Annotated in this window: 10 protein-coding genes; 2 read left to right on the plus strand and 8 right to left on the minus strand. The window is 68.8% G+C overall.

The features are described 5' to 3' along the window. The first annotated feature begins 89 nt into the window (after positions 1-89). Positions 90-1,388, plus strand: a complete 1,299-nt coding sequence (locus tag BMY29_RS12040; protein ID WP_049988907.1) for an RNB domain-containing ribonuclease — start codon at positions 90-92, stop codon at positions 1,386-1,388. A 67-nt stretch (positions 1,389-1,455) separates the two neighbouring features. Here the strand turns inward: BMY29_RS12040 and BMY29_RS12045 are convergent, their stop codons facing one another. The 8 genes from BMY29_RS12045 to BMY29_RS12080 all read right to left on the minus strand — a co-directional run bounded on the left by BMY29_RS12045 (position 1,456) and on the right by BMY29_RS12080 (position 12,441). Continuing rightward, on the minus strand, positions 1,456-2,019 hold the full coding sequence (locus BMY29_RS12045; RefSeq protein WP_049988908.1) for a GNAT family N-acetyltransferase: 564 nt from the start codon (positions 2,017-2,019) through the stop codon (positions 1,456-1,458). A 350-nt stretch (positions 2,020-2,369) separates the two neighbouring features. After that, complete coding sequence (locus BMY29_RS12050) at positions 2,370-3,872, minus strand: dihydrolipoyl dehydrogenase family protein (RefSeq protein ID WP_049988909.1); 1,503 nt, start codon at positions 3,870-3,872, stop codon at positions 2,370-2,372. A 129-nt stretch (positions 3,873-4,001) separates the two neighbouring features. Then, positions 4,002-5,165 (minus strand): hypothetical protein, encoded by a 1,164-nt coding sequence (locus BMY29_RS12055; protein WP_049988910.1) that lies wholly within the window; start codon positions 5,163-5,165, stop codon positions 4,002-4,004. A 241-nt stretch (positions 5,166-5,406) separates the two neighbouring features. Beyond that, positions 5,407-6,750 carry a putative sodium/potassium/calcium exchanger gene (locus BMY29_RS12060; RefSeq protein ID WP_049988911.1) on the minus strand — a complete coding sequence of 448 codons (1,344 nt, stop codon included), beginning with the start codon at positions 6,748-6,750 and terminating at the stop codon, positions 5,407-5,409. A gap of 133 nt (positions 6,751-6,883) precedes the next feature. Continuing rightward, the gene (kdgK1, locus tag BMY29_RS12065) at positions 6,884-7,837 is read right to left on the minus strand and encodes a bifunctional 2-dehydro-3-deoxygluconokinase/2-dehydro-3-deoxygalactonokinase (RefSeq protein ID WP_049988912.1); all 954 of its coding nucleotides are present in this window, start codon (positions 7,835-7,837) and stop codon (positions 6,884-6,886) included. 156 nt (positions 7,838-7,993) lie between these two features. Next, positions 7,994-9,124 (minus strand): RNA 3'-terminal phosphate cyclase, encoded by a 1,131-nt coding sequence (gene rtcA / locus BMY29_RS12070; RefSeq protein WP_049988913.1) that lies wholly within the window; start codon positions 9,122-9,124, stop codon positions 7,994-7,996. An 81-nt stretch (positions 9,125-9,205) separates the two neighbouring features. Next, positions 9,206-11,464, minus strand: a complete 2,259-nt coding sequence (mutL, locus tag BMY29_RS12075; RefSeq protein ID WP_049988914.1) for a DNA mismatch repair endonuclease MutL — start codon at positions 11,462-11,464, stop codon at positions 9,206-9,208. Positions 11,465-11,637: 173 nt separating this feature from the next. Beyond that, positions 11,638-12,441, minus strand: a complete 804-nt coding sequence (locus BMY29_RS12080) for an SDR family NAD(P)-dependent oxidoreductase (protein ID WP_049988915.1) — start codon at positions 12,439-12,441, stop codon at positions 11,638-11,640. Between the two features lie 132 nt (positions 12,442-12,573). On the opposite strand from BMY29_RS12080, the gene BMY29_RS12085 reads away from it, so the two are divergent. Beyond that, positions 12,574-13,404 (plus strand): YihY/virulence factor BrkB family protein, encoded by an 831-nt coding sequence (locus tag BMY29_RS12085; protein WP_049988916.1) that lies wholly within the window; start codon positions 12,574-12,576, stop codon positions 13,402-13,404. Positions 13,405-13,490: the final 86 nt, after the last annotated feature.

Raw genomic sequence — 13,490 nt, forward strand, 5'->3', positions numbered from 1 at the left:
CGTCCGTCGGTGTCGGTGCTCCGGGAACTCGCGATCGGACGGCTCCTCGTCCCGACACGACTTTGACCTTCACGTCCGTAGCCCCCGGTATGAGTAACGACGCACAGGCCGAGGCCGGGACGGTCGAAGGCCAGGGCCCCGTCGAGATCTCGGAAGACCTCGCGCGCCACCTCGAGAACAAGCGCGAGGAACTGTTCGAGAAGTTCGAGATCCGCGACGAGTTCCCGCCCGAAGTCCTAGAGGAGGCGGAGGCCCGTACGGAGGGCGTCCAGTCGGAGATCAGCGACGAGATCGACGAGCGCAAAGATCTGCGCGATCTAACGACCTGGACGACCGACCCGATCGACGCCCAAGACTTCGACGACGCGCTCTCGATCGAGGAGCGCGACGACGAGTACGTCCTCTGGGTCCACATCGCCGACGTCACCCACTACGTCAACCCCGACACGGCGATGTGGGACGAGGCCGTCGAGCGCGGCAACACGGTCTACCTGCCCGGCTACACGATCCACATGCTACCCCCGGTGCTGGCCGAGACCGTCTGCTCGCTGGTCCCCAACGAGGAGCGCCTGGCCCACACCGTCGAGATGCACCTCGACAAGGAGCACCTCTCCTACGAGAACATCGAGATCTACAAGTCCGTCATCGAGTCAGACGAGCGGCTCACCTACACGCAGGCCGAGAACCGACTCGAGGACCCCGACGCGCCGCTGCACGAGGAGAACAAGCTGGTCTACGACCTCGCCGACCGGATGCACGAACAGCGCAAGGAAGACGGCTCGCTCGTCCTGAACCCGAGCCGAGACCGCGCCCACACAATCATCGAGGAGTGCATGCTGAAGGCCAACAAGGCCGTCACGCACGAGCTGATGTGGAACCGCGGCGTCGAGGCCATGTACCGGGTTCACCCGCAGCCGAGCCCCGACGAGTGGTCCGAGGCCCTTCAGGAAATCCAGGATCTAGACGGCGTCTCGATCCCGGGCAGCACCTGGGAGGACCCGCGAAAGGCCGTCAATGCGACCCTCGAGGAGGCGCCGGGTCGCCAGCTGGACAAGATCCAGTGGGCGGTGATGAAGGTGATGCCACGGGCGCGGTACATGAACGACCCGTTCGGCGGCCACCACGCGCTGAACTTCGAGATCTACGGCCACTTCACGAGCCCCATCCGCCGGCTCTCGGACCTGATCAACCACTGGATCGTCTACCAGAACGACGTGCCGGAGAACCTGATCGAGCTTTGCGATCGGGCCAGCGACAAGCAGAAGGACGCCGAGCAGTGCGAGCGCGAGTACAAGAACTTCCTTCAGGAGGTCGGCCTCGATCCCGCGGCGGTCAACAACCGCGGCGTCGAAGTCGTCGACGAGAGCGAGGCCGAGAAAACACTGTGAGCGAGGCCGCGAAGCGCGAACGGTGTGGGAAGACGGACGTGCCGCTGTAGACCAGCGACGGAACGAATCAGCCCGAGCGCTCTCGCGACAGCGATCGCTCGTACACGTGTTCTTCGAGCCCGTCGCCTAGATCGTTCTTCCGCGTCGCGACGCGTTCGAACCCGGTCGACTCGTAAAACGAGATCCCGATCTCGTTGTCCGCGAGGACGGCGAGTCGGAGCCGGTCGAACGACCCCGAGAGGTCGGCCTCGAGCCGTTCGAGCAACGCGGTACCGATCCCTTCGTTCCAGCTCGCAGGGTGGACGTACAGGCGTGCGAGAAACGCCACGGAGGTGTCTTCCGGCCAGGGGACGGCGTGGGCGAAGCCGCGACAGTTCGCGTTCGTCTCGGACCGAGAACCGCCTCCGGCGGGTTCGTCCCTCCCCTCGGCGACGAGAAACGCGACATCGTCGCGTCCCTCGGCCTCCGAAATTGACGACTCGAGGTCCCCGATCGCGTACCAGTCGTCGACGACGTCGTCAACTGTCTCGGGGCCGAGGATCTCGTCGTAGGCGTCGTGCCAGCTCTCGCGGGCGATTTCGTGGACGGCCCAGACGTCGTCGGCCGTCGCCCGCCGGACGTCTCGAGTCACAGTCGACGGTAGCACCCCGCCCGTCAAAAAGCGGTGGGGGACCGCCATCCGTTCGAAACGGTCGCCGTGCGATGAATTCGGCGGCGTTTTCGTCTCGACATCGCCTGGCCGCGCCCCGTCCGAATCGGGAGCCGATGTCGGACCCGGCGGATCGTTTGGACGGGTTTGTCAGTAGTACTATTCGACCGCCGGATAAACGATTCGGTGGCGGGCGGGATCGTCTGTTCGCAAGGGAGCGGCTCACCGTCCCGTCCGCCGCAAATTCCCCCTCCCCTTTCCCCCTCGTGTCGACATCGCGTCGGCTTGCGCCGCCAGTTCGTCAGTCCCGGGACGGCACCGGGCTCTCGTCGTCACTCCCGATCAGTCGCGGGCTCGCTAGCGGGCGGCGTCTTTCCGAACGGAGGGGCCGCCGACTCGGTATCGCCGACGCACTCGCGGCGCTCCGCGAGTCGCGCACACGCTTCGCGGACGAGTTCGTCGAGGATCTCGGGCGTCGTCGGGTGGTAGGCTCGCTTCGGCACCTCGCGGACGTCCAGGCCCATCTCGACGACGACCTGCATCGTCTTCGCCATCACGTCGGCGTGGCGGTGCAGCCCCTGATAGCCAAGCACCGTCCCGTCCTCGGCGTTGACGATCAGCGTCGCTCGGCCCTCGGGATGGCCTTTCGTCTCGAAGACGCCGTCGGCGGCCGCCTGGCGAGTGACGACGATCGCGTCCATGTGCGACTCGGCGGCCGTTTCAGGGGTGTGGCCAATGCGGGCGAAGGGGTAGACGCCCAGCCCCGAGAAGATCACGTGGTGGGGTACGCTGGCGTACGGCTCGCAGGCCTCGCCACGATGATGGCGAACGACGTTCTCGCCGGCGGCGACGCCCTGTTCCTTGGCTACGTGGAGGATGGGTTCGCGGCCGTTGGCGTCGCCGACGACGAAGACGCGGTCGTCGTCGCGGGCCTGCATCGTCGACGTGACCCAGCCGTCGCCGGGATCGAGGGACGTATTCTCGAGCGCCAGGCCGTCGAGGTTCGGCCGGCGGCCGGTGAACAGGTAGAGGTCGTCGGCCTTGACCGTTCGCTCCTCGCCGTCCCGCTCGGCGAACAGCCGGACGCCGCCGTCAGCGGTCGGTTCGAGGCGCTTCTCGTCGGTCTCGGTCAGGACCTCGATTCCGAAGTGATCGCGGTAGATCTCGAGGAGGGTGTCGCCGTACGCGTCTTCCATCTCGTCGAGCGGGCGCTCGTCGTGTTCGATCACGGTGAGGTCGACGTCGCCGACCTCGCTGAGGTAGGGCCCGAGTTCGAGGCTGACGTACCCGTGTCCCATCGCGATCCCTGAGTCCGGGAACGTCGTCGCGTCGAGAACGTCCGCGCTCGTTTGATACGGCACCCGGTCGATCCCGGGGAGATCGGGAACGTTCGGGACGGAGCCCGTCGCGACGACGACGTAGTCGGGCGCGAGTCGCTGCCCGTCGACCGCGAGGATCCGGTCGTCGACGAAGCGGGCGGTGTCACGGACGAGTTCGACGCCGTCGCTGTCGGCCAGATCGTGGACGTGATCCCGGCGGTGTGCAGCGAACTCGGAGACGTGCTCGTCCTTTCGGGCGACGATCGTCTCGGGATCGGCCGCGGGAGTTCCGTCGAGCCTGTCGTCGTGACGCGCCAGGTACCGGTGTTCGCCGGCCGAGAGCACTTCTTTCGAGGGCATACAGCCGCGGAGAATGCAGAGCCCGCCGCCGGGGTCGCCGTCGTCGATCAGCGTCAGTTCGAGGTCATCGTTGAGGTCGTCGCGTCGTTCCAGGAGTTCGTCGGCGACGGCGACGCCCGCGCTGCCGTAGGCCCCGACGATCGCAACGTGGACCATAGGCGACCTACCACGGCGGCACGGAAATGGATTCGTCCGGAACGGACGATCGATACTGCAAGAGAAGTGAACCAGCGGACGGCACGCGGACGGTCGGGGACCGCACCATTCCGGTACCGAACCGATACGTTACTGTCGGAGTCGGGCGGCGGTTCCGGTCAGCAGGGCGACCAGCGCGGCGCCGGCGCCGAAGCCGGGCACGCTGTCGTCCCCGTCAGCGTCGCCGTCGGCGCTCTGGACCGCCACCTCTCGCTCCGAAAAGTGGTCGATCGCCACGAGCACGTCGGCGGTCGCCGAGGCGTCGCTCGATTGCGTCACCATGTACCGGGGCTCCTCGCCGATGCCGCCCTCGAGTTCGCTGTACGAGGACGCCTCCGCGGCGGCCTCACCGTCGACGGTCACCGCGAGGTCCTCGGCGCTCTCGGCGCCGTCGACGGCGGCCTCGGAGACGCTCGCGATGACGACCGTGCCCTCGCCGTGGGCGCGTTCGACGGTCATCTCGAGGCGCTCCTGACTCTCTTCGGCGGCGTCGATCGCGATGTCCTGGCCGTAGGTCGCGACGTCGACGACGCGCTCGCCGGCGCGTTCCTCGGCGTAGATCTCGGCGGTCGCCGTGCCGTCGGCGATCAGCCGTTCCTGTTCCTCGGCGCTCTCGTCGCGCTCGCCGTCCGCGTACGAGCGGAAGACGAGCGTCGCGTCGTTCCCGAGGTCCGCCGTCACGTCGCCGTTCTCGTTGACGGCTACCTCGCCGTCGCCAGCGACGACGAACGCGCCGGTGCGCTCGCCGCTGTCGACGACGACGCGGTCGCCGTGCTCGGCGTCCGCTTCGGCCGAGACGTTGTCAGCCAGGTCGACCTCGACGTACCGGGCTTCGTCGCCGGCGTCGACGGTCAGGATGCCGCGCTCGCTGTCGTGAGCGGCCATCGACGCGGACCCTTCGGTCTCGATCTCGGCGCGCGTTTCGCTCTGCGCACCGAGTTCAAGTCCGAGGCCCGAGAGGTTCACCACGGCATCGAGTGCGACGTCGGCGCCGAGACCTGCTCGGCTGTGGTGGTCGCTCTGGGACACGACGCTTACGTTCTCGAACACCTGTTCGCCGTCGACGCGGTAGTCGACGAGCGCGTCGTTCGAGGTCTCGAAGGCGACGTGCGTCCCGGCGTAGGCGCCGGCGTCGGCACTGCCGTCGGACTGTTGGGAGGGCGATGCTGCGCTCGCACCCGCGCCGACGGCGGCGACCGGCAGGGTCGCCACCGTGACGAGGACTGCGAGTACGACGGCTGTGATTCGGTTCATTGCACTCGACCGGTGGGAGCGGGGTATTAAATCCTTTCTGACAGAGCCATCCAATTGTGGGAGTCGGTCTCTCGCAGGAGAAAACGGTCGGGTTACGCGGACGACGCTGTGACCCGTATCAAAATGTAGTCACGACTACCATCGAGCGACCGGGGAACATCGGCGACGAAGAACGACGAACGAAAAGCACCAAAATCGAAGCTCTCAGCCCTCTCAGTCCGTGACGGCAACTGCGACGGAGTTACTCCCGCAATCGCGCGACCAGGCCGGCGAGCGAGGTCGCGACGGCGGCGATGCCGACGCCGACGCTGAAGCCGGGGACGCTGTCGTCGTCCTCGCCGGCATCGGTCTCGCTCTCGCTATCACTGGAGCCGGCGTCGCTTTCGTCGGAACGTTCCTCGTCGTCGGTTACGGTATCATCGCCCTCGGAACTCTCGGACGTGCTGCCGCTGGTAGTCTCGCTCTCGGACTCGTCGCCGTCGTCGGTTCCGCCCTCGGAATCGTCGTCGCCGTCGATCGTCGCCGTCCGCTTCGAGAAGTGATTGACCGCGACGTAGACGGTCGCCTGGCCCTCGGCCTGCGCGTCCTGAACGACCATGTAGCGGGACTCGTCGCTGCCGATGGCGCCCACGAGGTCACTCTTCGAGGAGGCTTCGACCGCGGTCTCGCCGTCGACGGCGACCGAGACGTCCTCGAGGCTGCCGACGGCCTCCTCGGAGAGGGTGGTCACCACGACCGTTCCCTCGTGGACGGCGCGGTCGACGGTCACTTCGACCTGCCCCTCGGCGGTCGTCGCGACCTCGGCGGACGTCTCCTGCCCGTAGGTGACGGCGTCGGTGACCGTCTCGCCGTCGCGGTGGTCGGCCGTCACTTCGATGGCCGCGTCGCCCGCGGCGATCAGCGACTCCTCGTACCGGGCCTGGTCGTCGCGCTCGCCGTCCTGATAGGAGCGGAACGCGAGCGTCGCGTCCTCGCCGAGGTCGGCGGTCACGTTCCCGTCGTCGGTGACGGTCACCCCGCCGTCGCCGACGACGAGGAAGACGCCCTCGCGGTCGTCGGTCTCGACGACGACTCGGTCGCCGTCGCCGTCCCCGCCTTCGCGGGCCTCGGCATCGGCCCCGAGTTCGGCCGCGACGTACTGGGACTCGCCGCCGCTCTCGACGACCAGCGTGCCGCGCGGGGTATCGTGGGCCGACAGCGTCGCGCCGCTCTCGGCCGCGACCTCGGCGCTCGCCTCGGTCTGGCTCGACATCGCCAGGCCGGCGCCGTTGAGATTCGTCGCCGCCTCGAGATCGGCATCGGCACCGAGGCCGGCCCCGAGGTCGGCTTCGCTCTGAGACTGGACTGCGACCGACGAGAAGACCTGATCGCCGCCGACGCGGTAGTCGGTGACGGCGTCGCCCTCGACGTCGAAGGCGACGTGTGCGCCGGCGTAGGCCTCGCCCCCGGATTCGGCGTCGCCCGCGCTCTCGGTCGTCGTCGATTCCATCTCGGACGTCGGTGCGACTGCACCGGCGGCCGCGGCCATCGTGACGGAGCTTGCAGCCACGAGCAGTGCGATCAGCAGTGCGCCTCCACGTGTCATTGTGTCCGATGGCTTTCGACGCCTCCATAAAACCGGTTCTGACAAATCCGTCCAATCATCCGCGTCGGTCGTCTCGCCGGCGCGTCGGCTCGGTCGCCGTCGAACGATCGGCGGAAAACGGTGGTGTGGCGCGCTATCGCGAGATATCTTCGGCCTGTTCGCTGACGACCGTCTCGACCTCGTCGGCGGTGACCAGCGCGACGTCCCCGGGAATCGTCCGCTTGAGCGCGGCCGTCGCCGCGGCGTACTCGAGGGCGGTCGGGACGTCGTCGCCGTCGAGCCGCCTGGCGATGAACGCGCCGGTGAAGGCGTCGCCGGTCCCGATCGGATCGACGGTGTCGGTCTCGTAGGCGGGCTGATCGTGGACGACGTTGTCGTGCCAGCCGACCGCGCCCTCGGAGCCCCGCGTGACGATGACGGTCGTGAAGTCGTACTGGGAGCCGAGTCTGTGTGCGAGCTGTCGCGGATCGTCCTCGAACCCGAGGACGGTCCGCGCGTCGCGGGCGGCGATCACGAGCACATCGATGCCCGGGAACAGCCGCGTCAAGGTCTCTTTGGCCTCGCTGGGCGACCAGAGCTTGTTCCGGTAGTTGAAGTCGAAGGCGGTCGTCGTCCCGCCCTGCTGGGCCGCCTTGAGCAGGTTCGCCGTCGTGTCCCGGAGCGTCGAGGAGAGCGCGGGTGTGATGCCGGTCGTAAAGAAGACCCGCGCGTTCCGGATCGGGTCGAGGTCGAACTCGCGGGCCGCAGCCGTCGAGACAGCGGTGTTCTCGCGGTCGTAGATGACGTTGTTTCCGCGCGGTGTGCCCCCCTGTTCGAGGTAGTAGGTCCCCTGGCGGCCGCGGTGGCTCCAGACGACGTCGGTCTCGATCCCGTGGCTGCGGAGTTCGCCGACGACGCGCCGTCCGAGCGGCGTCTCGGGGACCTTCGACGTCCAGACCGCGTCGGCGCCGAGGCGATTCGCTGCGATGGCGACGTTGCTCTCGGCCCCCGCCGCGCGCACCTCGAATTCGTCGGCGTCCTCGAGACGCTCGCTGTCGGGCGGCGACAGCCGGAGCATCGTCTCGCCGAACGTCACGATATCGCTCACGGCTCGGCCCTCCGGACCGATCGACCGCGAGCGGGACCGGTACTGCGTCCTTCGATCATACCGGAGCCAACGGACGGCCGCGCTATAAGTTGTGGCGGTGTGCCGACGCGCGCCCCCGTCCGCTCTCTCGGTCACGGGGGCTCGGCCCCGCCGACGCTACCCGGAATCGTCCAGCGGCGACGCGACCGAAACGATCGCCGTCTCGCCGTCTCGCTTGCGTTCGACGTCGGCGCCGAAGGCCGCGAGCAACTTGCAACTCGTCTCGACGTGGTCGGTCACGGCCGGGGCGCGAACCTGCCCGCCGGCCAGCGCCAGGAAGACGAGCAACTGATCGGCCAGGTGCCGATCGACCGGCGCCGTTCCCTCGAGGAAGCGGTTCGCGGCGTCCGCGGCGTCTTCGCCGACGCGCTCCGCGGGTTTCTCGCGTTCTCCCAGCGCGGTGAAGCCGGCGATACCGGTCCCGTGATCGATGCGGAGCACCAGCGCGGAACCCGGTGATGGGCTGGCCGCGGTCGTCTCGCACCGCTCGATCAGTTCGACGGCGCGTCGGTCGGCGGCCCCGTCGGCGTCGGCGCGCTCGGTCACGTTTCCGTCCTCGGTCCCACGGCCGAACGCTCCCGGCCCGACGTGTAGCCGCTCGAGCGTACCTTCGGCTTGCCGAGACGCAACGTCGCGGTCCGCCAGCGACTCCGACTCGGTCGAGTAGAGCCGAATACCCTCGATCGGGCCCCGCTCAGTCAGGTCGATCGGCTCGATCGTCGACGGTGCGAGCCGGAGCGTCGCCCGCCCGCCGCCGTCGGGATAGAACCCTCGCCGGTCGACCTCGCAGGTCGCCGCGATCCCGTACCGGCGGACGAGCGGCAGTTTCACGCGCCGGAAGTAGTCGAGCGGCGGCGACCAGGCGACGTCGGTGCCGCCGGTGACGGTGACCGACAGCGGGGCCCGGAGAACCGTCGCCAGCGGGAGCAGGGACTCGAACAGCAGCGTCACGCTGCCGGCGGTGCCGATGTCGACGGCGTACTCGCCGCCCGCGAGTCCACCACCGTCGTGTCCCGGATCGAATTCGATCGTCTCCGCGCCGAGTTCGGCCCCCGACACGTCGGCGTCGCACAGTTCGGCCAGCGTCTCGAGGACCGCCAGGTGCTGATGGCGCAGGCCAGGCGTCGATCGATCGCCGCGGACGTCGACCAGGCGGACGGGCTCGTTTTCGAGGACCGACAGCGAGACCGCGGTCCGGAGGAACTGGCCGCCGGCGTCGGCGCCGTCGAGTTCGTGAGGCGCAGGCATGGCCGGTGCTACGGGTTCGAGTCACCTACCAGTTATCAGTCCGCGGGACGGCCGTCAGGTCGAGGATTCGAATTCGGCGACCTACCCGCCGTGGCCGGGATAGTCTCGCTCGAACCGATCCTCGATTTCGTCCTCGTCGAAGCGGACGATCACCGGTCGGCCGTGCGGACAGGCGTAGGGGTTCTCGCAGTCGTCTAACGCCGACAGCAGGTCGACGACCGACCCCTCCGTCAGCGACGTGTTGCCGGTGATCGACGGGTAACAGGCCAGGTCCCCGAGGAACTCGTCGGCCAGGGCGTCGACCGTCTCCGCGCCGGTCTTGCGGTCACCCTCGATGAAGGAGGCGAGGACGTCCCGCAGCCGCGCCGGCTCGAGGGTCTCCTCGAGGACCGCGGGGACGGTCGTCACCGCGACCGTCCGGTCGTCGATCCGGTCGGCGTAGAATCCCAGCCGTGAGAGCGCCTCTCGGTAGTTTTCGAAGGCCTCGGCCTCAGCCGCGGTTAACTCGAGTTCGACCGGGTCCGCGAGCGCCTGGGCGGTCGGATCGTCCGCGAACGCGTCTCGCAGGCGCTCGTAGTTGACCCGCTCGTCGGCCGCGTGCTGGTCGATCAGGACGAGCCCGTCGGGCGTCTCGCAGACCAGGTACGTGTCGTGCAGTTGGCCGAGCACCCGCAGCGACGGCAGCGAGTCGAACTCGCTTCCCTCGCCGGTCGCGGGTTCGCCCGTCAGCGTCCGCTGTTCGGTCGCGGGCGCAAACTTGCGCTCGCGGTCGGCGTCTGCGTCGACGTCCCGGTTCGCCGTCGACGCCCGGTCCGGCGCCGCGGACGTTCCGTCATCGTCCGAGTCGGGCGAGGCGGACGCCGACGGAGTCGCGTCGGATGCACCTGCCGTCGGTGCGTTCCGGGACTCCGCGGTCGCCGATCCGTTGGCCGCGACGTCGGATTCGTCGGCGCTCGTCTCCGACGAGGCCGCGTCGGTCGTCGCGGGAGACTCGCCAGGCGCGGACGCGGAGCGACGCTCGCCCGTCGGCGCCGAACGCCTCGGCTCGTCGCCCGTCGCGGCGTCCGGATCCGCGGCCTCGGACGTGGGTTCACCGGCGTCACCGTCCGAGTCGGCGGCTTCCCGTGGGGATTCGGCATCGGTGGTGTCGGTCGCCGTCTCGAGCGTCGTCGGCTCGCCTGGCGACTCGGCTCCGTTTCCGACCCCGGCCCCGCGGCCGCGATCGCTCCCGGTCCCGGGTTCGACGCGCGCTTCGCCCGGCGCCGATCGGCCGCGCGGGGCGCGCGAGCGGAGCAGCCCGTGGTCGAGCAGGGCGCTCTCCACGGCGGCGTCGACCTGGCGGCGCACCGCGTCGTCGTCGTCGAACCGCACCTCCCGCTTGCGCGGGTGGACGTTCACGTCGACCGCGTCGGCCGGCACGTCGAGGAAGAGCGTGACGAACGGGTAGCGGTCGCCGCCTAACTGCGTGCCGTAGGCGCCCATGATCCCCTCGCGGATCGCGTCGGCGGTCACCGCGCGGCCGTTAACGTAGGTCGCCAGGTAGTCCCGACTCGAGCGGTTCGTCTCGGGATGGGAGACCAGGCCGGACACCGAGTCGAGCGGGCCCGGCGGCAGGTCGTCGCCGTCGGCCTCGACGGGGATCATCGACGAGGCGACCTCGCGGCCGTAGACCGAGAGAACGGCGGCCTGGCGGTCGCCCTGGCCGGTCGTAGCGAAGACCTCGCGGCCGTCGTGGGTCAGGGAGACGGCCACGTCCGGGTTCGCGAGCGCGTAGCGGGTGACGACGCGGTTGACGTGGGCGAACTCCGTCGCCGTCGTCTTGAGGAACTTCCGGCGGGCGGGGGTGTTGTAGAACAGGTCCGCGACCTCGACGGTCGTCCCCGCCGGACAACCCGTCGGTTCGACGGTGACAACGTCGCCGCCCTCGTAGACGAGTTCCGTGCCCGCGCCGTCCCCGTCGCGGGGGCGCGAGCAGATGGTCAGCCGCGAGACCGAGCCGATGGTGTGCAGGGCCTCGCCTCGGAAGCCGAGCGTCCGGACGCCCGACTCCAGATCCTCGAGACCGTCGATCTTACTGGTCGTGTGCTCGCGGACGGACGCGCGAACGTCCGCCTCGCTCATCCCGCGGCCGTCGTCGGCGACCCGAATCAACTCGGTGCCGCCTTCCTCCACGGTCACGTCGACGCGGTCGGCGTCGGCATCGAGGCTGTTCTCGACGAGTTCCTTCACTGCGCTGGCTGGTCGTTCGACGACCTCGCCGGCGGCGATGCGGGCGACGGTGTCCTCGTCTAACTGGCGGATGTCGGTGTCGTCCTCGGACGGGGTGTGCTCCTCACTCATGATAGTTCGGCGTCGGTGGCTGGCCGACGCGCCTGGCGTTGGCGTACTGGATAGCCGTACAGACGGCGACTGGTTAGGTCTTACGTCCGCCTCGATGTCGTCGATCGTCGCGGGGCACGCGGCGCAGCGAGACGGCGGGGCGGCGGAACGGCAGCGACCGATCCCGAGCGCCGTCAGTCCTCGAGCCCCAGGTCCTGTGACATCGAGTTCCCGGCCCGCGGAACCCCCTTCGCAGTGATCGTCTCGCCGTTCATGAACGAGGCCGCGGGGCTGGCGAGGAACCGGACCACGTCGGCGATCTCCTCGGCGTGCCCGATGCGTCGGTCGGTCGCCTCGCGGGGCGGCATGGCCTCGCTGTCGATACCCAGCGTCTCGGCGACGCCAGGCGTCTGGATCAGCCCCGGCGCGACGCAGTTGACGCGGATGCCGTGCTCAGCCCATTCGACGGCCAGCGTCTCGGTGAGGCGGATGATCGCCGCCTTCGACGCGCCGTAGTGGCTCTCGCCGGGCGCGGCGTGCTGGCCGTTGACCGACGAGAGGTTGACGATGATGCCGCCCGACCCCTCGCGCATGACCTCGCCGGCGAGTTGCGTGCAGTGGACGGTGCTGTTCAAATTGAGGTCGACGATGGTCTGCCAGCCGTTCGCCGAGATCTCCTCGAAGGGCGCGACGAACTCCCCGCCGGCGTTGTTCACGAGGACGTCGATGTCGCCGAACTCGGCGACCGTTTCGTCGACCAGACGTTGCACCTGGTCGCGCTCGCGGACGTTGCACTCGACGGCGATCGCCTGGCCGTCGGCGTCGTCGGCGTCGTTGATTTCCTCGGCGACCGGACCCACGCGATCCATCGAACGCGAGCAGATCGCGACGTTGGCGCCGCCGGTCGCGAGCGTCTCCGCGATCGCTCGACCAATGCCTTGGCTCGCGCCGGTGACGATCGCGGTCCGCCCCGCAACGTCGAAGTCAGAGTCGTGCATCGTGCTAACGAGTATCGTTTATTCGCAAAATTCTATCGATAGCGGCGTCCAGGGCCGGTATCCGGTCCCGCCGGCGTCGCGGACAGCGAGTGCCAGCGCTGGTCTTTTCGGCTCCCCGACCGACTACACCGTATGGACCCGCGACGGATCTACTCCGTCGCTCGCGACGTGGCCGCCGTCATCGACGAGCACAACGTGACGTTCATGGCGGGCAGCATCGCCCACGCCGCGTTCCTCTCCCTGCTGCCGCTCCTCCTGCTGTTGTTCATCATCGCCGGCGCGGTCGGCAACGACTACCTGACCGAACAACTCGTCGCGATGGCCCGCGACCACCTCAGTCCCGCCGGCCAGGGCCTGGTGTACGAGGCGCTGACTCACGCCTCCGAGCGGGCCGGCGCGTCGCTGATCGGGCTCGTCTCGCTGCTGTGGGGAATGCTGCGCATCTTCCGCGGGATCAACACCGCGTTCGACGAACTCTACGCGGACGACGAGAGTTCGTTCCTCGAGCAACTGGTCGACGGCGCGATCGTCTTCACCGTTATCTTCGTCGCCACCGTCGGTGCCGGCTTCGGTGCGACGACCCTGGCCGCGATCGACCACCCCCTCGTCGAGGTGCTCACGCCGTTCGCGCTGTTTCTCGCCTTAGCGGCCGCGTTCTTCCCGATGTACTACGTCTTCCCGGAACCGGACGTCTCGATGCGGGAGGCGCTGCCGGGTACCGTCATCGCCGCCGCGGGCTGGGTGCTCCTCGAGGCGATCTTCGGAATCTACGCCGACCTGGTGAATACCGTCGGCACGTTCGAGACCCTCGGGGCGGTCATCCTGTTGCTCATCTGGCTCTACGGCAACGCGCTCGTCCTCCTGGTCGGCGCGGCGGTCAACGTCGTGATCGGCAATCACCGACCCGAGGACGGTCCGGACGACGCCGACGAGCGGGACTCGGCGAGTTCGGTCCGCGCCTGATCGGGTCGTAGCCGACCGATTCGCGCCGGCCGACCGCGGTGAAACAGCTAAGTTACGTCGGATGGTCGATTCCAGCGTCGAACGCG

It is taken from the genome of Natrinema salifodinae (assembly GCF_900110455.1).
Taxonomy (GTDB): domain Archaea; phylum Halobacteriota; class Halobacteria; order Halobacteriales; family Natrialbaceae; genus Natrinema; species Natrinema salifodinae.

What these genes read in the sequence shown, in the direction of transcription:
- BMY29_RS12040 (WP_049988907.1), top strand. Translation starts at nt 90, where the DNA reads ATGAGTAACGACGCACAGGCCGAGGCCGGGACGGTCGAAGGCCAGGGC.
- BMY29_RS12050 (WP_049988909.1), bottom strand. Translation starts at nt 3,872, where the DNA reads ATGGTCCACGTTGCGATCGTCGGGGCCTACGGCAGCGCGGGCGTCGCC.
- BMY29_RS12055 (WP_049988910.1), bottom strand. Translation starts at nt 5,165, where the DNA reads ATGAACCGAATCACAGCCGTCGTACTCGCAGTCCTCGTCACGGTGGCG.
- BMY29_RS12060 (WP_049988911.1), bottom strand. Translation starts at nt 6,750, where the DNA reads ATGACACGTGGAGGCGCACTGCTGATCGCACTGCTCGTGGCTGCAAGC.
- rtcA (WP_049988913.1), bottom strand. Translation starts at nt 9,124, where the DNA reads ATGCCTGCGCCTCACGAACTCGACGGCGCCGACGCCGGCGGCCAGTTC.
- mutL (WP_049988914.1), bottom strand. Translation starts at nt 11,464, where the DNA reads ATGAGTGAGGAGCACACCCCGTCCGAGGACGACACCGACATCCGCCAG.
- BMY29_RS12080 (WP_049988915.1), bottom strand. Translation starts at nt 12,441, where the DNA reads ATGCACGACTCTGACTTCGACGTTGCGGGGCGGACCGCGATCGTCACC.
- BMY29_RS12085 (WP_049988916.1), top strand. Translation starts at nt 12,574, where the DNA reads ATGGACCCGCGACGGATCTACTCCGTCGCTCGCGACGTGGCCGCCGTC.